The 18,669-nt window shown below is 41.8% G+C and carries 20 protein-coding genes; 6 read left to right on the top strand and 14 right to left on the bottom strand.

Going from position 1 to position 18,669, the window contains the following annotated elements; translation table 11 throughout:
* Positions 1-271: 271 nt before the first annotated feature.
* Positions 272-1,330, bottom strand: coding sequence for a hydrolase (locus B4K11_RS06820; protein ID WP_292955867.1), 1,059 nt, complete (start codon positions 1,328-1,330; stop codon positions 272-274).
* Between the two features lie 492 nt (positions 1,331-1,822).
* On the opposite strand from B4K11_RS06820, the gene B4K11_RS06815 reads away from it, so the two are divergent.
* Positions 1,823-2,317, top strand: a complete 495-nt coding sequence (locus B4K11_RS06815) for a YcxB family protein (RefSeq protein ID WP_292952417.1) — start codon at positions 1,823-1,825, stop codon at positions 2,315-2,317.
* Positions 2,318-2,643: 326 nt separating this feature from the next.
* Here the strand turns inward: B4K11_RS06815 and B4K11_RS06810 are convergent, their stop codons facing one another.
* The 8 genes from B4K11_RS06810 to B4K11_RS06775 all read right to left on the bottom strand — a co-directional run bounded on the left by B4K11_RS06810 (position 2,644) and on the right by B4K11_RS06775 (position 7,874).
* Positions 2,644-3,135 (bottom strand): hypothetical protein, encoded by a 492-nt coding sequence (locus tag B4K11_RS06810; protein WP_292952420.1) that lies wholly within the window; start codon positions 3,133-3,135, stop codon positions 2,644-2,646.
* Positions 3,135-4,013, bottom strand: a complete 879-nt coding sequence (locus tag B4K11_RS06805; protein ID WP_292952423.1) for a hypothetical protein — start codon at positions 4,011-4,013, stop codon at positions 3,135-3,137. The genes B4K11_RS06810 and B4K11_RS06805 overlap by 1 nt, the downstream gene beginning before the upstream one ends.
* 79 nt (positions 4,014-4,092) lie before the next feature.
* A complete protein-coding gene (locus B4K11_RS06800; RefSeq protein WP_292952426.1) occupies positions 4,093-4,728 on the bottom strand; it encodes a hypothetical protein in 636 nt (211 codons plus the stop codon).
* Between the two features lie 65 nt (positions 4,729-4,793).
* Positions 4,794-5,567: a hypothetical protein gene (locus B4K11_RS06795; protein ID WP_292952429.1), complete on the bottom strand. Its 774-nt coding sequence runs from the start codon at positions 5,565-5,567 to the stop codon at positions 4,794-4,796.
* 711 nt (positions 5,568-6,278) lie between these two features.
* Positions 6,279-6,575, bottom strand: a complete 297-nt coding sequence (locus tag B4K11_RS06790) for a type II toxin-antitoxin system RelE/ParE family toxin (RefSeq protein ID WP_348703216.1) — start codon at positions 6,573-6,575, stop codon at positions 6,279-6,281.
* A gap of 20 nt (positions 6,576-6,595) precedes the next feature.
* Positions 6,596-6,838, bottom strand: coding sequence for a type II toxin-antitoxin system Phd/YefM family antitoxin (locus tag B4K11_RS06785; RefSeq protein WP_292952414.1), 243 nt, complete (start codon positions 6,836-6,838; stop codon positions 6,596-6,598).
* A gap of 199 nt (positions 6,839-7,037) precedes the next feature.
* Positions 7,038-7,370 carry a hypothetical protein gene (locus B4K11_RS06780; protein ID WP_292952411.1) on the bottom strand — a complete coding sequence of 111 codons (333 nt, stop codon included), beginning with the start codon at positions 7,368-7,370 and terminating at the stop codon, positions 7,038-7,040.
* Positions 7,371-7,874, bottom strand: a complete 504-nt coding sequence (locus tag B4K11_RS06775) for a hypothetical protein (RefSeq protein ID WP_292952408.1) — start codon at positions 7,872-7,874, stop codon at positions 7,371-7,373.
* Positions 7,875-8,254: 380 nt separating this feature from the next.
* Between B4K11_RS06775 and B4K11_RS06770 the strand changes: the two genes are divergently transcribed.
* Together B4K11_RS06770 and B4K11_RS06765 are read left to right on the top strand one after the other, a co-directional pair.
* The gene (locus B4K11_RS06770) at positions 8,255-8,710 is read left to right on the top strand and encodes a GNAT family N-acetyltransferase (protein WP_292952405.1); all 456 of its coding nucleotides are present in this window, start codon (positions 8,255-8,257) and stop codon (positions 8,708-8,710) included.
* Between the two features lie 96 nt (positions 8,711-8,806).
* A complete protein-coding gene (locus B4K11_RS06765) occupies positions 8,807-9,118 on the top strand; it encodes a cupin (RefSeq protein WP_292952402.1) in 312 nt (103 codons plus the stop codon).
* Between the two features lie 74 nt (positions 9,119-9,192).
* Here the strand turns inward: B4K11_RS06765 and B4K11_RS06760 are convergent, their stop codons facing one another.
* Positions 9,193-10,386, bottom strand: a complete 1,194-nt coding sequence (locus tag B4K11_RS06760) for an OprD family outer membrane porin (RefSeq protein ID WP_292952399.1) — start codon at positions 10,384-10,386, stop codon at positions 9,193-9,195.
* Positions 10,387-10,703: 317 nt separating this feature from the next.
* Between B4K11_RS06760 and B4K11_RS06755 the strand changes: the two genes are divergently transcribed.
* The 3 genes from B4K11_RS06755 (at position 10,704) to B4K11_RS06745 (ending at position 13,461) form a co-directional block, all read left to right on the top strand.
* Positions 10,704-10,910, top strand: a complete 207-nt coding sequence (locus B4K11_RS06755) for a CPXCG motif-containing cysteine-rich protein (protein WP_292952396.1) — start codon at positions 10,704-10,706, stop codon at positions 10,908-10,910.
* A 38-nt stretch (positions 10,911-10,948) separates the two neighbouring features.
* Positions 10,949-11,443, top strand: a complete 495-nt coding sequence (locus B4K11_RS06750; RefSeq protein WP_292952393.1) for an MOSC domain-containing protein — start codon at positions 10,949-10,951, stop codon at positions 11,441-11,443.
* Between the two features lie 188 nt (positions 11,444-11,631).
* A complete protein-coding gene (locus B4K11_RS06745; RefSeq protein WP_292952390.1) occupies positions 11,632-13,461 on the top strand; it encodes an ABC transporter ATP-binding protein in 1,830 nt (609 codons plus the stop codon).
* A gap of 92 nt (positions 13,462-13,553) precedes the next feature.
* Here B4K11_RS06745 and B4K11_RS06740 read toward each other — a convergent pair whose 3' ends face one another.
* The 4 genes from B4K11_RS06740 to B4K11_RS06725 all read right to left on the bottom strand — a co-directional run bounded on the left by B4K11_RS06740 (position 13,554) and on the right by B4K11_RS06725 (position 18,650).
* Positions 13,554-14,375 (bottom strand): molybdate ABC transporter substrate-binding protein, encoded by an 822-nt coding sequence (locus B4K11_RS06740; RefSeq protein WP_292952387.1) that lies wholly within the window; start codon positions 14,373-14,375, stop codon positions 13,554-13,556.
* A 58-nt stretch (positions 14,376-14,433) separates the two neighbouring features.
* Entirely contained in the window at positions 14,434-14,844 is a 411-nt protein-coding gene (locus tag B4K11_RS06735; RefSeq protein WP_292952384.1) for a cache domain-containing protein, read from the bottom strand.
* Between the two features lie 309 nt (positions 14,845-15,153).
* Positions 15,154-16,893, bottom strand: a complete 1,740-nt coding sequence (locus B4K11_RS06730) for an EAL domain-containing response regulator (RefSeq protein WP_292952381.1) — start codon at positions 16,891-16,893, stop codon at positions 15,154-15,156.
* Positions 16,893-18,650 carry a putative bifunctional diguanylate cyclase/phosphodiesterase gene (locus tag B4K11_RS06725; RefSeq protein WP_292952378.1) on the bottom strand — a complete coding sequence of 586 codons (1,758 nt, stop codon included), beginning with the start codon at positions 18,648-18,650 and terminating at the stop codon, positions 16,893-16,895. Before B4K11_RS06725 ends, B4K11_RS06730 begins: the two co-directional genes overlap by 1 nt.
* Positions 18,651-18,669: the final 19 nt, after the last annotated feature.

Raw genomic sequence — 18,669 nt, 5'->3', positions numbered from 1 at the left:
CCCCTTAAAAATCCCGTAGCCGCCTGTTCCTTGTCTCACTCCGTTCGATACCCTGTGTTTCTCGATGGCTAAGGCATGGATATAAACTCGCCTTATATACCTAAGAAGGCTCAAACAAATATCCATCTATTCCCTGTAGGAGCTCAGCCTCTGAGCGAATGATCACCAGCCTGCTGAAGAGTTTCAGAACCTCGTACGGGCACCCTGCGAGTATAAAGGGTGGCTTCCAACATATTATTCTTTATTGATGAGCTTCCAGCCCTTACTCCATTCACCCACAACCCTCATCACTCTCCATCAAAAAACTGATAACCCGTTGTTCTAGGTAGTAGCGGGGTTTGAATAGAGAACCGCCATCGATAAAACCCATATGCCCACCATGTTGATGCAGTTCATAAGTGACATCTGCCGAGCATTGATCAGCGGAAGGAATCACTTCTTCATTCATAAACGGATCATCAGCGGCGTGTATCACTAAAGTGGGTCGTTTAATTTTTAGCAGAGAACCCAGCCCGCTGGCTTTTGCATAGTAATCATCAACACCCGCAAAACCGTGCAGTGGCGCTGTCACTTTATGGTCAAATTGATAAAACGTTTTCAGCGTATCAACTTGCTGCAACGTGACGGATGCTTGATCAACAACCGTTCCTTGATTGAATTTAGCGGTAAGTTTCTCGCGAAGCGCCTTAATCAGATGCCATTGGTAAAGCGTCGAAAAGCCTTTCTCTAAGCGTTTAGCACAAGCTGATAATTGCAGCGGAGCTGAGACAACTACCGCGCGATCTATCGCACTATCCGCTTGCAACTCGCCAAGGTACTTAGTCAACGCATTACCCCCTAAGCTATAACCCACCGCGCACAGTTTTGCTTGAGGAAACTGCTGCTGGAGGTACGCAAAGGTCTCACTCATATCTTGAGTATCGCCACTATGATAGCTACGCGCTAAACGGTTCGGTTCACCAGAACAGCCTCGATGATGATGCACAACCGCACATAAACCCAACCGATGACAATCGTTTAATAAGCGGCGAACATAGTGAGAACCGGAGCTACCTTCCAGACCATGCAAAATAACAATAATGCTATCGGGGCTCTTACCAGTGCTCTTATCAATGCTATGAGGATCATTCACCCAATCGAGATCGATAAAATCACCATCGGATAGTTCCAAGCGTTGGCGTGATAGCTGCGGGGGATCGACCATTGTTAGAACGGGTAGGATTGTTTGTATGTGTGGGTTTTTGGCCCACCAAGGGGGAGAGAATGATCGTGCCATCATAGAGTTGTGGGTCTTTTTGATGTTTTCAAAATTACTGATCTTCTCTTTCATTATAAGGGCGATCTTTATGTTTGAATGGAGCTGTGTGATTTTATGAACTTATTATTTGAAAGATACACCTTCTTATTTTAAACATTTAAAGCCAAAGGCTTTCGCCCTTAAGGGGAAACAACAGCTCTTCCCCTTAAGAATCCCCTAACCGCCTATTCCTTGTCTCACTTCGTTCGATACCCTGTGTTTCTCTAACTCAATGGGACGGATATAAACTCGCCTTTTATACCTTAAGAAGGCTCAAACAAATATCCATCTATTCCAAGGAGTTATGCGATACTCGGCTGCGTCAAAGGTGAGAGGGCTTGTGCCACTAATTTAGTTTGAATGGAATCAGAAGCTACTAATTCCACTTAACTAATCATCATAAGTAAAGGTTTTTAACCCTTACTGTTCTATCACCAACACATTTATTTTGCCGCTGATTAAGTTTCGTTAGCCAAATTTGCTAAACTAGCGCTCTTACAACATTGCCCATCGCTAGGCCACAGTATGACAGACACCGCCGACCATAACAGCAGCACCGATCAGAGCAGCCACTATATCCTCAATCGTGAATACTTCACTGAGTGCTTTGACGAATCGGCCGATACTACGAACAGCCTCAAAAAATACAGTAAGGCGATAATACTGATCATCTTGGCCAGTGTATTTTTTGCCGCAGAGTTTGAAGCCTATGTCGCATGGTTTCTACTCGCCCTAGGCGCTGTCGAATTGCTATCCATTCGCTTTAAACGAAGCTGGTGGGTAGCCCGTCAAATGGTCAGTCGTAGGGCCGGTAGCCGAGTCAATATTCGGATTGATGATCAAGGTATCTATAGCGACAGCTCTCACCACCAGCAAAGCATCCTCTGGAACGATATCAATGAACTAAAGGCCACTGAGAAAGGCTTTATAGTCATCCATAAAGGCGGTACCAACTACCTTTCGAGGAAAGGTTTGGATGAGGGTTATTTGGATTTGGTAATCGAGAAATCAAGGGCTTAAAACGGGTACGTATCCCATTCTCCCTGATGCCGCTGAGTGAGCTTTTGTTGTAGGAAGCCACCCCGTGTGCGAGTTGTTTGGCTTTATTCTTTAGGCTTTCGCCCTCAAGGGGAAACAACAGCTCTTCCCCTTAAGAATACATTCTTGTAAAAATAGCCGCCTGTTCCTTGTTTCGCTTTGCGAAATTCCCCGTTGGAGCTCAGCCCCTGAGCGAGATACTCGGCTGCGTCAAAGGTTAAGGGTTTGTGCCACCGAGAGGCTTTTCAATTGAATCAGTGCTTTTGATTGGTTAACACTCGCATAAAAAGCGTGAGTTTGCGAGCGACCTAATTAACATCTTTGTTAGAATCTTGTTCTTCATTTAAATGAATCAGGATGCTCTTTAACTTAATTTTTGCTTCGTAAAAACTATACGCTGACACCGAGAGAGCTACCGCACATGCACCAAATACCCAAGCGCCTTCTATGGTTTTCAATTTATCAAAAACCCAGAACAATACACATGGCGCAGTTAAAGAAATGCTATAGAACAATCCGACATCAAAGTGTGCTTTCAGTCTCCAATACTCTGGCCACTCATGTAGGATACGATTTGTTTTTTCATCAGGAAATAGTACACCTACACCATCTTTGAGCATCCAACAGGCCAAGCCGATAGGATATGCAACTAGCCACTTCAGCGCATCATCACTCGTTCTAACCCCTTGAAACACAGACGAAACCTCGTCACTCCAAACTACATATAATCCAAACGCCGTCAATAGAACAATAAATTCATAGCTAATAAAGAACACCCGCAGGTAATAAAGAGCCTTCATCAGTGCTGCATGTCCCGTTCTTTAGTTACCTTGTCAAATTGGGATTTCGCCTTCAAGGTTAACTCACTAGGTATCGGCTCCTTAGAATGCAGGAAGCTTTTTTGAGTGTCACTGGTTTTAATGATTACCTCCTCTCCCTGCTCAATTCCTATAACTTTACCCCTGCCATATCCGTCTGCCGCCATCAAAATCGCAGCATCTCCCACTGCGGGGACCTCCTCTAACTCAAAGCTTGGTGACTCCATTATTCTATCCATTAATTCAATAAGCTTTGATTTCAAACCATCCGGTTTGGATGTTTGTTCCTTAACAGTAACTTCTGTGGCGTTCCTGTTACCGATGTATTCGTTTAAGTTACCCCACAAACGACCAAATAGAGGATTAGGTGGATATACTGTTGCAGAAAATTCAGTGAACTGACTAAGCTTCTTCAAGCGACTGGTGAATGCACGATAGTCGGTGATCGGCTCAACATCGCAAGCTACAAAGAAATTATCGAAGGCAGCCTCAATTATGGACTTAAATCTCCGAGGAAAAACGTCCTCCTGAATTCCATTCCAAACATGCAGAAAAGCTATACCTGAGCAGTCAGGCAAATAAACAAAAGGGGAACTTGCCTCAAGTAAATTAGGTACATCAGCCTCTACTTGCGACCTCTTCACCTCATCAATTACTTTTGCGTGCCCATTTTTAGCGTATTTTGAAACTTTCCCAAAAATATAGGGAATATCTTCGTTCCGATTGTCTTCAATATCGGTTATAGCCCAATCAAACTTACCGATATTTACTATAGGTGAGTTCGCTATTGCATCCATCAAGCTTTGCTGGTCCAAATTAACCTTAACAACTCGACCTAGATAGTATCGTCCTCTTCTCATCGCACTTCCTTGGACTATTTAAAAATTCTAACGCTAAGCTAAGCCGCGCGCGTTAGCGCGTCCTTGCTTGAGCGCATTGTTAACCCATTGTACCGACGACATAACACAGATTTTGTATTGCTATTATTCCGAATAGAATTAGCCCCAAAATATAGCACGCAAAAGTCAGTTTAATCGCCTTTGGATGGTGTACGTCTGATATTGTGTGAGCAAAGTAAAAGGCGTTACTATTTTTTCCTTTTATCTCCGTCACATCATCTAGCAGGCCTAAAGTTTCATAATCTAGGGCCTCTTCATTTCGTTCGCAGCCATCTTTGTAATGTTTAAAATATGAGGAAAGTTGCTTTACATATTCAGGCTTTACACCAGGTTTTTTGTTGTCCCACACGATATTTTTGATCGCTTGGTTTATTTGCAGTCTTGTTTTTCCTTGAGATTCGAACTCAGAAAAGTGTGAGTAGGATTTTACAATCAGTGGGCAAAATATGCTGTAGATAATATTGGCAACTGAAAATAGGCATGCAGCTATGAAAAAGAGTTGCCACGAGAATGGAAGCGATGTTGAAACTTTCACTGATGCACCGAAAAAAGTTAGGTCAATAACATCATCTATCGAGCCCAACATCCTTGCTGAAAGAGGGACTACTAGTAGCCATATATAGGAAGACTTAATAATCTTACTATTTGCCAGTTCTCGTTGTGATGTCCACTTCATTCTCTATCCTTGTAGGGTTAACAAAAGCAAATGGGGACGTACCCCATTTTCTGTTTGTTAGATCATTAACTACACGTTTGATAATTTTCTAGCATCCACTTTTTAATGGCGGTTGCCTCTTCAGAGTAATTATCTTGGTGTTTAACTTGGACGGCGGTTTTACCTGATGGTGAAGAACTCAGGTTGATTCGCATAATATAGGTAGGGCCAAGCATTCCGCCACCTTGTCTCATCGTGATCGTTCCTTTATTTTTATTAGGCTCGATTATTGAATTAACATGACCGTAGCCACCACTTACTTTTGCATCATGGCACTGACGCATATTTCCAGCGATAGCATAGAACGTTTGATCTAAAGGAAGAGGAGATGTGAAGCTAAATTCTTGTAAAGTTTTAATTTCTTTTTCGCCATTATCCGTGCGGCTATGAGAACTACATTCTAGATAGTTCTCATTTATCCAACGATCGACCGCATACGCAGATGATTTCCATGGTGAATGGTATGCAACATTAATCTCTGTTGTGTTATCAGATAATTTTTTTGCAGTTACACCTATTAAATAAAGTTCGTACGAAAGTTCTTTGACGTAGTATGTGATTGCCTTACTTAATTCATCCGTTGATGAGGTTGTTGATAACAATCCTCCGTCACCCGTAATTTTAGACGTGTAGCATTGATAAAAACGGTCTTCTAGAATATTCATTACCGATTCAATATCATTATTTGCGATAAAACTATAACTAGGTGCTGAACCATTGCGAAGGTATTCTGGTTTTGTCGGCCCGCACGCAGCTAAGATCATACATAAGAGCATTAATGCAAAAGTTTTAATCTTCATTTTTAATCCGAAACTCAAAAAATCTAACAATTGTATATACGGGGGGTTCATGTATCGACCCAAACCGTTATTCATTAAAAGAGGATGTAATAGATTGAAAAGGAAGGAAAAACTAGTGAACTTGTGTGATCTCTTCCGTGACAAACTATGCATGAGTTATCTCTACCCACGCCAGACATCCATCTGTCTGATTTAGTAATATTTTTAACCTAGATAAGGGAGCATGACAACCACTCCAATAGTCCCATCCATCAAGCTAAGACAGGAAAAGGGGTTAAAGCCTCAACAATTAATTCAAACCACCCGAATGGCACAAACCCTCCCCTTTGACGCAGCCGAGTATCACATAACTCATTGGAATAGATGGATATTTGTTTGAGCCTTCTTAAGGTATAAAAGGCGAGTTTATATCCGTCCCACTGAGTTAGAGAAACACAGGGGATCGAACGAAGTGAGACAAGGACAGGCGGCTGTTTTTACAAGAGTGTATTCTTAAGGGGAAGAGCTGTTGTTTCCCCTTAAGGGCTGAAAGCCTAACAATGAAAGAATAATATATTGGAAGCAGCACCAGCGTGGGAGGTTCTGAAACTCTTCAGCAGACTGGTGATCATTCGCTCTAGCACCCTTCGGGTATAAAAGGCTGAGCTCCTACAGGGAATTGAGCGAATTGAGCGAAGCGAGACAAAGAACAAGCGGCTGCTTATATAAAAACTACAAACCTGATCCAAAGCTATTCAGATGCTGCTCTGGCAGTTGTGATTGCCCTAGAACGGCGACGATCAAGATAAAGTCGTCTTCTTTAAGGAAATAAGCGGTATGTTTGCCAACAGGGAAATAGAAGCCCTGTGGATAAATATCATCGCAGCCTCTTCCAAGCCCCGGATTATCGGCGAGCATTTTGAATCCTGACAGCAAGGTCTCTTTGTAGCTCAGCCACTGGGATTCAGAGAAATTATTAATGGTGTATCTTTTAATCTTTAGAAGATGGGCTTGAGCTAACGTACTCAGTTTGTAACGTATATTCGGAACTACAGGGAATTCAAATAGTTTTCGCCATCAACGGCGTCACCATTAGCTAAATCTTTCTTAGCAGACTCGAAACAATGTTTAAGGTAATCCGCTTTCATCAGTTCCAATTCTTCGTAGTCTTTAATCGACATGACAACTACTGCATCTTTACTGTTTTTACTGATCTTAACAGGCTCACGCTGTGCGCTTAGAAGCAACTCACCGAAGTTTCGTTTCGCATCATTTGCAGTTAACGTCTGCATCTCCAAGCTCCATAATTAAAAGTACAGTAAGATTATAGCTTATCGCACAAAACGTTTAAATCGTGCGATTCGTGTGATTTCTGCGAAAGAAAAAAAGGACGACATCGAAAAACTTGCTCATGCGCTCTACGGGCATACAGTCTGGCGTTCTACAGCGTAAATAAATAACCACTACAAACACGAACCCTGCCGTCTAACTTTATGAGCCTGCCATCTCTAGCCTTCCCCTAAAACTGAAAGCAATGGCCTTTTTACAAGTTAGTGATACTTGCGCACTCGGATTGCTTAATAGTTTTTTGCCTGTTTTTCTGATCTGCTTAAGCGCCCACTTCACCCCCGGCCTTGCTCCTATAGGTGCAATAGGTCTAGGTACGAGCTCGATTAATTCAGTGCAACTATAAGCTTTCTCTAACATCTGACCGATTAAATCCACTGTCCGGTCATTAATTTGAATACCTTCCGAAACGTCTTGCCCATAGAATGCTTTTAAAATGGCTCGTACGTACTTTTGGTCTTCTCTAGGTATAGTCATTTATTTCTCTCCATAGAATATTTCAAGGGCATCCTTACCCTCAGTTTCCAAAATATAGTAGATCAGTGATGGCTTTTGTTTATCTGTAAAAAAAATACGCTCTCGTTTATCTACTTCTTTTTGATAAACAGCAAAATACCGGTCATGAGCAATTAGCTTGGATTGAATAACATCGCCAGCTAATGCAGATTTAGCGGCAGCGATATCCTCAATTTCTGGCGTTGCAGTACCATACAATTGATCTAAGTAATCCTTGGTACTTATACCCCAAAGTTTGAATTCATCTCTTGTATTCGCTTTTTGTAAACTGACATACCCTTCTTCGCTTTTTAAGAGAAAAAAGTCACCTACCAGGAGTTGATCATTACTTGCTATATCAAGTTGAAGGGCCGACCTACCTAAGGGTAATTGGATTGAAGTTTGCGATTGTTTATTACTTGGTGAGCAACCAGAAATAGTAAAGGTGAGTAAAGCAGTTAGAAAAATCCCTTTCATTATCGACATGTAATCAAATCCTTTGACTAATAAGTAACTAATCTTTTCAAATAAGTAGCCAAACTATTCAAACATGCGACCCCATTGGATTCAACAACCTGCTTAATTAAAAAAACTCGCACTGGCACCCTTCGGGCATAAAGGGTGGCTTCCTACAACAGGAGCAAAAGCTATTTTTACAAGAGTGTATTTTTAAGGGGAAGAGCTGCTGTTTCACCTTAAGGACTGAACGCCTGACTTAAATCCACAACTGCAACAAGAACAGAAAGACTAAACTCGATTAGAAAAAGCCCTTAAGGTAAGCTCAAATTTAAGTAACACTACTTGGCACAGCCTTCCCCTTTTACGGCTGCTAATGACCAAAAAGAGCAAACAACACCAAGGTAACCATGAATATAAAAAGAGTATCGATAGCCGAATTAGATGATTTAGTCACCCTGTTCGATCAATACATGGTTTTCTATAAACAACCATCAGCGTTACAAAAGCACCGTGACTACTTAAATGAGCGGTTAGCTAATGACGAAGCCAGTGTTTTCATCGCTTATAACGTGGATGAAGAGCCCGCTGGTTTTGTCTTAAATTATCATACGTTCTCTTCTGTCTCCCTCGGTAAGGTCATCGTATTGAATGACCTGTTTGTAGTGCCATCGCATAGGCAACAGGGCATTGCGAACAGTTTGATTAACTGCTCAATCGAGTTAGCTAAAAGCACCGGCTCGATCCGCGTTGATTTAGCGACCGCTCATGACAATTTATCAGCACAAGCGCTGTATGAAAAAATGGGATTCATCAAAGATACCGAGTACTTTTCTTATAGCTTGCCTATAACGTGTGCCACGTAACCCATAGATAGAAAGCACTCCGCTTAAACCTGACTGTAGTTGGTATAACCATAGCCGGAATAACCATAGCCGGAATAACTAATAGCTGGAATAACGATGAAAATAATCCGCAGTAAGCAATTCAAGGCTGATAAAGCTTGGGGGGCACAAGATATAGCTAATATGAACGGCATAACAACACGTTTACATTGGACGGATCAGCCTTACATCTGGCATGTAAACGAGGGTGAAGAGGTTTTTGTAGTGCTTGATGGCGTAGTAGAGATGCGTTTCAAGGAAGATGGATCGGAACAGTCCACTTTGTTAGAAGTGGGGGATATTTTTTATGCATCCGTTGGGACTGAACATGTTGCCCACCCTCAGGGGGAAGCTAGGGTGCTTGTCATCGAATCGGAAGGGAGTGTTTAAGCCTAAAAACAGACACAAAAAAGGGCCTTTCGGCCCTTATTTGCTAAACAAGTTTTAAGATGTAGGGGGACGTCTTAAAGCAAGTTTATAGGATAATCCATAATCAAACGCACATCGTTGATACGCGGAATGGAGTTACCATCAACATGCGCAACACGTAGCTGCACACTTAGATCTTTAGCTTTACCACTTTGTACTGTGTATTTAGCATCAAAGTTGGTTTCTCTACGTTCGCCGTCAGTCACACTACCTGTATCAATATCCCAACCCTCTGTATGACGAGCCATTAAGTGAAGGCCCGGTAGAGAAGGTACATCGTAATCAACGCGGAACTGAAGCGCTTGAATATCGTTCGCGTTAAAGTCTAATAGCTGTACGGCACCATAAGTGAAGAACTGCGTATCATCTTGGCCGCCCCATTTAATGTTATAGCCGTCATCACCGCCTACCGTTTGGTAGTTCACAGTGTATGCCCAATTTCCTTTAGCAAACTTAGCGGTTAAGCTCGTCAGGTTACTGTCGTAATCACTGCCATAAAGCGCACCATCATCAGAGCCACGCATGTGGATCGCATCTAGCGTGACATCATAGTCAGACAGTTTTGTCGAGTACGTAACATTAAAGAAAGACTGTTTTAGGTAATCATCTGCTACAGCGTATTGAATATGTGAGCTAACACCATTCGCAAACTTGTATGTACCCCCTAGAGAAGCAATGGAATAGTCTTCGCCGTTTGCACGGTATTCAGTAAAACTTTCACTGTTGTTTTTAGACGCTTCATCAGAATAAAACGCGTATACACCCGCATTATCAAAACTAGCTTCACCAAACACAGCCTGCGTGCTCGGTGCTGACAAACGTGACTGTAGATCATTTAACAAAGGAGTCATCATAACCATACGACCCGCGCGAAGATTTACATTCTCCGCAGGTTTCAATTTAACGTATAGGTTTTCTACTGTTGTATAACCATTACCTTCAGGCGTTAATACATCTGAAGAACGGATTGTTTTATCATCCATCAATTCAACAACGTGTGTCACTGTTGCATCAAAGCCGATCACACCACCGTAATAAGGCGAAGCAACGCTCAGTTTAAATGCCTGACCTGCGGCTAAAGTATCTTCACCCACTTCCCAGTCACGATCCATATAAAAAGTGCGTAGATCCAAATCTACTTTATAACCATCATTTTCAGTTGCGAAGGCAGAACCGCTCGCTACTGTGCTTAATGCCAGTGCTGCAATGCTTAGTTTTTTATTGAACATAGTAATGTAACAAACCTAAGTTATACTTATTTGAAAGGCCTATTTTAGGTAAAGAAAAGCAGTAGTAATTTTTGTATTTTTCCTGATTTCAGCAAAATAACCTGCGATTTACTCATCGATAAGGCCATTCCTTTAAAAGTAACAATATTATTCAAAAGAATGATCATTTTAATCCCTAAGTACACAGTCACTAATAATCCTATTACGGAACCTTCACTGTATTTCGCTGTCTAGAAAAGGTTATCCCCAAGCGCTTTTTACTTGTTAAAAAGGCTGCTTTTAATGTCAGATAAGCTTGATTCTAATGTGAGATACGCATGATTCTGCAATTTGAATGCCCCTATTGCATGGAACAAAACTCTGTAGAGATGGATCCAAGCCAAGATGTTGACCAGCAGATGATTCAAGACTGTGAGATTTGCTGTCAGCCTATAGAACTTTTGATTCAACGGTCTGTGCTCGATGATGAATCCTCCATAACCGAAGAGGATTTCAATGTCATCGCTAAGCAAGATGGGGAGTAAACTTTCCTGTTTATGAAAAACTCTAATGCGAGGTCAGTATGAGTCTGCAAACGCTTTTTCTACGCTATGCAAAGTCATTACCTGAAGGTCATCTGAAGTGGATAGGCGTGAGACATACACGTAAGGAAGATATGCACTCATTGGAGAGCGTCATTGCGATTAAGGATAGTGGTTTGGAAGGTGATCACCGCTGTACGAAAACCTTAGGTTCAGCGCGGCAAGTGACTCTAATTTCAGAAGAGTTCATTCAACAAATTGCCATCTACAGCCAGAAAGAAAATATCGTCCCTGAGCTGTTACGTAGAAACTTAGTGGTATCAGGAATTAACCTCAATGCGTTAAGATATCAACAGTTCAGCATTGGGGAAGCTATTTTTGAAGCGACAGCACTCTGCCACCCTTGCAGTAGAATGGAAACCGCTTTAGGCGCTGGAGGTGTTAGCGCGATGCTTGGCCACGGTGGTCTGTGCTGCAAAATACTCAAGACCGGTGAAATTAAGTTAGGTGACGCGTTAAAAGTGATATCCGACTAAGCTTTTTATAAATGACTAACGCCTTTGTTATCACTGTTCACCCTCTTTAAAATGATTTTTTGTTCAAACATGACACTGATACCCAACGATTCAACCTTTAGCCCTGTGACATAGCTCTACTTAATAGCTCTACTTACTAGATAGCTCTACTTATATAGCTCAATTTAATCGTTCAACTGAGATATTTTATGTTTTCATTTTTTGAAAGGCTGATCCCCGCCTTTCCCCCAGCAGAACCCGGCCAACCACCTAAAGGTATTTACGCGTTTTGTCGCCACTACACGAAAGGCGCTGAAGGCCCTCTTATTCTGATGTCTTTATTAACGGCAACCATTGCGATTTTAGAGGTCACGCTATTTGGGTTTATGGGGCAGCTTGTAGACTGGCTATCGACTCAGGACCGAGAGAGCTTTTTAAACCAACAAGCCGATACGCTTCTATTAATGAGCTTAGTGCCGCTGGTTGCACTTCCTCTTGCGGGACTTTTACATTCATTAATTACCCACCAGACGCTTCTAGGTAACTACCCTATGTCGATTCGCTGGTTGGCGCATCGCTACTTACTCAAGCAGAGTGTGTCATTTTATGCGAATGACTTTGCTGGGCGCATATCAACCAAAGTGATGCAAACAGCTTTATCCGTTCGTGAATCGGTGATGAAACTACTAGACGTCATGATGTTTGTGATTGTCTATTTCTTTTCCATGCTGGTGTTAGTTGGCCAATCCGATTGGCTGCTAACGCTGCCTATGCTGATCTGGCTCGTGTGCTACATTGCAATCCAATCTTATTTTGTACCCAAGCTAAAAAAGATATCCACAGAGCAAGCCGATGCACGCTCTATGATGACCGGCCGTATTGTCGATTCTTACGCCAATATCGTAACGGTCAAACTATTCTCGCATACCAACCGAGAAGCGGAATACGCTAAAGAAGGTATGGATGAGTTTATGCGTACTGTCCACATTCAGATGCGCCTAGCGACAGGACTCAACTTAAGCGTTCAATGTATAAACCACCTACTCTCTTTTTCTGTGGCGGCGTTATCAATCTGGCTTTGGATGGAAGATTCCGTCTCTGTTGGTGCCATTGCAATCTCTGTCGCGTTAGCACTTCGCCTGAACGGCATGGCCCATTGGATCATGTGGGAGATCAGTGCACTGTTTGAAAATATAGGCACCGTAGCGGATGGTATGGCCACTTTATCGCAGCCTCTTCAGATTCAAGATAAAAGCGATGCCAAAGAGATTAAGGTATCAAAAGGCGAGATCCATTTTGATCAAGTTGGCTTTCATTACGGCGAAGACAAAAAGGTTATTGAGCAGTTAAACCTTAAGATTAAACCTGGCGAAAAAATTGGTTTAGTCGGGCGCTCTGGCGCGGGTAAATCGACTATTGTAAATCTGCTGATGCGCTTCTTTGAGGTGGAATCCGGCAGTATTAAGATTGATGGGCAAAACTTAAGCCAAGTCACTCAGGACTCATTACGTGCCAACATCGGTATGGTGACGCAAGATACGGCTCTGCTTCATCGATCTGTTCGTGAGAACCTTCTCTATGGACGTCCTGATGCCAATGAGGATGAGATGATTACAGCAGCTAAACAAGCTGAAGCACATGATTTTATTCTTGGCCTAACCGACCCTCAAGGACGCTGTGGCTACGATGCCCATGTGGGTGAGCGTGGTGTTAAGCTCTCCGGTGGTCAACGCCAACGTATCGCTATTGCACGTGTCTTATTGAAAGACGCCCCTATTCTCATATTGGATGAAGCGACGTCCGCACTGGATTCAGAAGTCGAAGCGGCGATTCAAGCCAGCCTGTACAAGTTGATGCAAGGGAAAACGGTTATCGCCATTGCCCATCGTCTATCCACCATTGCCGCTTTGGATCGTTTGGTCGTACTAGATCAAGGAGATATTGCTGAGGAAGGTAATCATCAAGCATTAATCCAGTCAAAAGGGATTTATGCACAACTTTGGGCACACCAAACCGGTGGTTTCTTAGGCGAGAAATAAGGTCAAAAATAGAAGAGAGTATGACCTGCCAGCGGGGTTAAGGTATTCGTCCATAACCCTGCTGACACAATCTATTATTTAGAGATAACGACTTATTTTTTATCAGACGGAATCGTCACAAAACCGTATGAGTTCAGCGTTTTCTGGCCTTCTGGCGACAAAATATACTTCGCCAATTTCCATGCGCTCTCAGGTGCCTCTTTTCTTACCAGTAAACCGTAATCGCCACCAACAAGCATCTCAGGCTGAATCTGAATAACCTGTAATGAGGGTAGATCTTTCTTCGCTAAGAAAGCATTTGTGCAGTAAGTCAAAAGTAGATCCGTTTTTTTCTCATCCATAGCCATCGCATATTGATTTAGCGCCTTGGGGGTTTTATGGCTCTCTTCGTCTGTGTTTAAAGTCAGTACTTTTCTAGATAAAACATTAAAGCTCCCGGACTTTACAATCTCAGCTTTGGCTAACATTTCCCAAACGTATTCAGCACTTGAATCGGCCTTAGGTGTAAATGCTCCAATTCGAACATTATCATCCAACATGGCTTCTATCAGAGTCTCCGTACTGGCTTTCACTTCTGGCTGAGCAAGCGCACACAGCTTATTGCGGGCAAACATAACAGCTGGCCCACCCCAACCTTGTGCTTCTAGCTTCTGAGGAGCCCCCATATTAGCCGATACAAAAACATCAGCCTGCTCCCCACCGGCTATCGCTTTCCCCAACAGGTCACTTGAGGCATATTTAGTCTTAATATCTAGCGGATTAGCTTTGTTAAAATCAGCGGTTACTTCCATTAATGCCACTTGCAAACTGTTTGCTGCAAACAGTGAAACCTGCTCTTGAGCCATCACAGAAGGTGCTGTTAAGGCTAAACCTAACGTAGAGATAGTAATCGCTCTTTTAATACCGTCTTTCATTCCATCCTTCCTAAATAATTCTTCTTATATGGAAACTTATACTCACTAAGGTATTACATCACAGGACAAAGTAACAAGCCCCTCTTCCCATAAAAAAGCGCGCAGGTCTTATAGCTTCTTTGATTAGGTTTTTTAATTCACTTTGAGGAAGCGTGCTCGAATAGCTGGTATGTAGATGATTTATAACATCAATGCCCCTTTTCACTTCTAAGCGAGCACTGTCTTTAAGAAAATCTTTTGTATTTATAAACGCCGCTTCCACTTTATTTGCGGCTTTATCCGTTTCTTCTTTCGTATGCAGTTTTTCTTGATCAAGAACTTGAGATTCTAGTTGTTGCAGATAGGACTGGAACTTCACGTGTTCCGAATAATAGGTATATCCGTAAACACTCACCAACGCGATAACAAGGAGAGATAGAACACCCCAAACCAATAAAATAATTAATCGGTTTACCTTAAGGTCTCCCATGAGATCTCCAGCTCTCTGACTATAAACAATACTAGTACATTACTGGACACACCCTTTCAGTAGATAGTAGCCATAAGATTGAATTTCGATAAAAAGCTGTGCGAGATCAAAAAGATGAATGGTTTATTAAGGGATAGGATCAATTTGCCCGTGCTTTGATGGCCTACAACAACGTTTAACCCCACACTAAGAAATGTAAGCCGCATTTTCTAGCCTGAGAGACAGGCATTCATAAAGTAAAACTAAGAATATATTTAGAAAATGACGCACAATGAAAAGCTCTAGAAACTTAATCAGCTACTAAAAAGCTTACACAATCAATTTATTCAGCTCTACTAATGTGAGAGGCTTATGAAAATGATACCCCTGTAACACATCACAATTTCTCCCTGCTAGAAAACCTGCTTGCAGATCGGTTTCAACACCTTCAGCAACTACAGTAAAATCAAGCTTATGCGCCATTGTAATAATTGCATCGACAATCGCGACATCCCCTTTATCACTAGGAATACCATCAATAAAGTGCTTGTCAATTTTGATCTCTTTTGCAGGGAAGTTCTTTATGTAGCTTAAAGAGGAATAACCAGTACCAAAATCATCAATTGAAATCGTTAGCCCTAAATCAGTAATCTGTTTCAGAATCGATAAATTATTATCAAAATCAGCCATTGCGATGCTTTCGGTAATTTCAATCACTACCTTTTTAGGATCAACACCTGATTCTTCAATGCACTGTTTAATAAAAGGCACAAAATTAGCTGAACTCAGTTGAATGCTGGACACATTTGTGGAAACTTTAAAATCTTTAGTTAACTCATTCTGCCACTTAGCTGCTTGCCAGCAAACATGCCTAAAAATCCACTCCCCAATCTCGACAATCAATCCTGCATCTTCAGCTAAAGGAATAAAATAAGAGGGCGAAATAGCGCCTAATTCAGGATGTTCCCAGCGAAGTAGTGCTTCGACACCAATGACATCATGATTAAAGCTAGATATTTGAGGTTGATAATGAAGTTCAAACTGGTTTTGCACTATAGCTTTACGCATCTGCCCTTGAATATGGAGACTTTCTTTCAAACGACGGTTTACATCCGATGCAAAAAACTGGAAACAGTTACCACCCTGTTGCTTTGCATATTGAGATGCATTACTTGCATTCATGAGAATATCATTAGCTGCAATTCCATCTTCTGGGCACATCGCAATGCCGATACTACAGCTCACATAACATTCAATACCATCTAATAAGAAAGGCTGGCCAACCACATCGACTATGCCTGCTGCTATAAAAGATGCGTCTTCTATACGACTTGCCGATGCGAGTAGGATGGAGAACTCATCTCCATTGGTGCGTGCGACCGACTTCCAAAGATCTTCATCACCTGCACGCTTCACCACATCCGTTTGTTTCAAAAAACCAAGAATACGATCAGATACAACTTTAAGTAACCTATCACCCATTCTGGGTCCATAAGATTCATTTATTGATCGAAATTTATCTAAACTCAGGTGCAAGACCGCAGCCTTACTCTTATTGAACTGGCTCTGTTCTAGAGACCAATTAAGACGATCAGCAAATAAGTGCCGATTGGGTAAGCCTGTTAGATCATCGTAATATGCCAGCTGATCTTGATAGGCCTTGACCATTAAAGTATTTCGAACCCTTAATACCAATTCCCCTTGATCAACCGGTTTTGCCAAAAATTCTGTAGCTTCAAGCTCTAAACATCGCAGCTTTGTTTCAGGATCTGATGCTGCTGTTAATACAATAACCGGTAAGTAACGGGTAGAATCACCCTGTCGTAGTTGTTGAAGAATTTGAAAGCCATCCATTTCAGGCATCAGCAGATCTAACAAAATAAGATCAGGTTGAATCCTTTCCAGCTGAGTAAAAAACTCAGTCGGCTTTTGGATAGCTGTAAAATTATGGTATCCAGCGTCGGTTAAAAAAATCTCGATAAGCTCACACGTACTCGGCTCATCATCGACCATCAAAATTTTAGCTTGGCTTAAGTCCGCTGACTTATGCGGACTATCCGTCAATAGCATTAGAGTTGAGCTCCCTGAATGAGCACTGTATCTTCACGAAAATAGAACTCACTAAATTCCTTAACTGAAAGAGGTTTAGAATAAAAATACCCTTGAATTAAATCACAACCAACAAAACTCAAGTAATCAGCCTGCTGTTTATTTTCAACACCCTCTGCCACTATTTTATAACCTAATTTTTTTGCCATCGAGATGATAGCAGAGGATATAGCCTGATCACCTAGATTATCTGGTAGACCATCCACAAATGCTTTATCTATTTTTAATTCAGCAATAGGAAAATCTTTTAAGTAACTCAATGACGAATAACCTGTGCCAAAATCATCAACCGATACCGATATCCCAAAACCCCTTAACTGAAGAAGAACAGCAATCGCCTGATGAACATCAGACATCGCCAAACTTTCCGTAATTTCGATCATAATATTAGACGGGGCAGCACCCGTTTCAGCGATCACTCGTTTTACTGTATCAAAGAAATTATCCGCTTTAAACTGACGCCCTGATACATTTACAGCAACCGTTAAATCTTCAATTCCCTCTTTTTCCCATAATACCGACTGCTGACAAGCCTCCCTTAAGACTCGCGTGCCTAACTCAATCATAAGTCCATTTTCTTCTGCTAAAGGAATGAACACATTCGGTGCGACAACGCCTTTTGAAGGATGGTTCCAACGTAATAAAGCCTCAGCACCTTTAACCTTTTGAGAAACGGCATCAACCTGCGGTTGATACACTAAGTAAAACTCTTTATTCGATAGCCCCTTTCGCAGATCTTGACCTAACTCCATTTTTTCTTTCAGATGAGTATTTGCTTCATCCGAGTAAAATTGAAAGCCATTTTCCCCTTCATCAACAACCAAGTCAGCGGTACTACTCGCCCGACTCAGTAATATTTCAGCATTATCACCATCACTAGGATACACCGCTATACCAACACTCAGAGGCATATATATCTCTCTACCTTCAACACACAGAGGTTTATCAAAAGATTGGACTAAGCGTTCGCCAACATACGACGCATCATTTTCATTTTGAATACGGGTTAATAAAATCGAAAACTCATCACCACCTAAATGCGCTGTAATACGGCTAGGATCATAATCCCCACCATGGGAAACAATATCAGAAGAACGAACACAATCGAGTAAACGCTCTGATACTTCTTTCAAGAGCGCATCACTAATTTCAGGGCCATAAGTATCAGCCACTTTCCTGAAATGGCCTAACCTAATATTAAGTACAGATAGAAAGCCATTTACTTTTTGAAAACGAGAAATAGCATTATTGAGACGCTCCAAACAAAGTCTACGGTTAGGAAGCCCTGTTAAAGAATCATAATAAGCGAGCTGGTCTTGGTAGGCCTTAAATGTAAGGGTATTTCTGATGCGAAGAGCCAACTCACTTTGATCTACAGGCTTCGCCAAAAAGTCAGTCGCACCGAGTTCTAAAGCCTTGAGTTTAGTTTCACAATCACTTGATGAGGTTAAAACAACGACCGGTAAGTGGGCCGTTTGAGGGTGTGCTCTGAGTTGTTTCAGTATTTCAAAACCATTAATACCGGGCATCACTAAATCTAGCAACAGAATATCAGGCTTCCTAAGGTGTATTTCACTAATCGCTTCTAAAGAATCAGAAATGCCATAGAACCGTTTGTATCCCGTTTCTTCAAGGAACATCTGAATCAGTTCGACCATAATGGATTCATCATCAACCATCATGATTACTGAATTATGCAATGTTGTTACTTCTGTCATTGCGACGCCTCAGTCCTTA

This window comes from Neptuniibacter sp. UBA6509, from assembly GCA_002435145.1.
Lineage (GTDB): Bacteria > Pseudomonadota > Gammaproteobacteria > Pseudomonadales > Balneatricaceae > Neptuniibacter.
The sequence above is the reverse complement of the archived record's forward strand: the minus strand, read 5'-3'. Positions and strand labels throughout refer to the sequence as shown.

Excerpts from the sequence above, each read along its gene's own strand:
- B4K11_RS06755 (WP_292952396.1), top strand. The coding sequence starts at position 10,704 with ATGATTCTGCAATTTGAATGCCCCTATTGCATGGAACAAAACTCTGTA.
- B4K11_RS06795 (WP_292952429.1), bottom strand. The coding sequence starts at position 5,567 with ATGAAGATTAAAACTTTTGCATTAATGCTCTTATGTATGATCTTAGCT.
- B4K11_RS06805 (WP_292952423.1), bottom strand. The coding sequence starts at position 4,013 with ATGAGAAGAGGACGATACTATCTAGGTCGAGTTGTTAAGGTTAATTTG.
- B4K11_RS06820 (WP_292955867.1), bottom strand. The coding sequence starts at position 1,330 with ATGAAAGAGAAGATCAGTAATTTTGAAAACATCAAAAAGACCCACAAC.
- B4K11_RS06735 (WP_292952384.1), bottom strand. The coding sequence starts at position 14,844 with ATGGGAGACCTTAAGGTAAACCGATTAATTATTTTATTGGTTTGGGGT.
- B4K11_RS06760 (WP_292952399.1), bottom strand. The coding sequence starts at position 10,386 with ATGTTCAATAAAAAACTAAGCATTGCAGCACTGGCATTAAGCACAGTA.
- B4K11_RS06740 (WP_292952387.1), bottom strand. The coding sequence starts at position 14,375 with ATGAAAGACGGTATTAAAAGAGCGATTACTATCTCTACGTTAGGTTTA.
- B4K11_RS06730 (WP_292952381.1), bottom strand. The coding sequence starts at position 16,893 with ATGCTATTGACGGATAGTCCGCATAAGTCAGCGGACTTAAGCCAAGCT.
- B4K11_RS06775 (WP_292952408.1), bottom strand. The coding sequence starts at position 7,874 with ATGTCGATAATGAAAGGGATTTTTCTAACTGCTTTACTCACCTTTACT.
- B4K11_RS06745 (WP_292952390.1), top strand. The coding sequence starts at position 11,632 with ATGTTTTCATTTTTTGAAAGGCTGATCCCCGCCTTTCCCCCAGCAGAA.
- B4K11_RS06785 (WP_292952414.1), bottom strand. The coding sequence starts at position 6,838 with ATGCAGACGTTAACTGCAAATGATGCGAAACGAAACTTCGGTGAGTTG.
- B4K11_RS06750 (WP_292952393.1), top strand. The coding sequence starts at position 10,949 with ATGAGTCTGCAAACGCTTTTTCTACGCTATGCAAAGTCATTACCTGAA.
- B4K11_RS06800 (WP_292952426.1), bottom strand. The coding sequence starts at position 4,728 with ATGAAGTGGACATCACAACGAGAACTGGCAAATAGTAAGATTATTAAG.
- B4K11_RS06780 (WP_292952411.1), bottom strand. The coding sequence starts at position 7,370 with ATGACTATACCTAGAGAAGACCAAAAGTACGTACGAGCCATTTTAAAA.
- B4K11_RS06815 (WP_292952417.1), top strand. The coding sequence starts at position 1,823 with ATGACAGACACCGCCGACCATAACAGCAGCACCGATCAGAGCAGCCAC.
- B4K11_RS06765 (WP_292952402.1), top strand. The coding sequence starts at position 8,807 with ATGAAAATAATCCGCAGTAAGCAATTCAAGGCTGATAAAGCTTGGGGG.
- B4K11_RS06810 (WP_292952420.1), bottom strand. The coding sequence starts at position 3,135 with ATGAAGGCTCTTTATTACCTGCGGGTGTTCTTTATTAGCTATGAATTT.
- B4K11_RS06770 (WP_292952405.1), top strand. The coding sequence starts at position 8,255 with ATGAATATAAAAAGAGTATCGATAGCCGAATTAGATGATTTAGTCACC.
- B4K11_RS06725 (WP_292952378.1), bottom strand. The coding sequence starts at position 18,650 with ATGACAGAAGTAACAACATTGCATAATTCAGTAATCATGATGGTTGAT.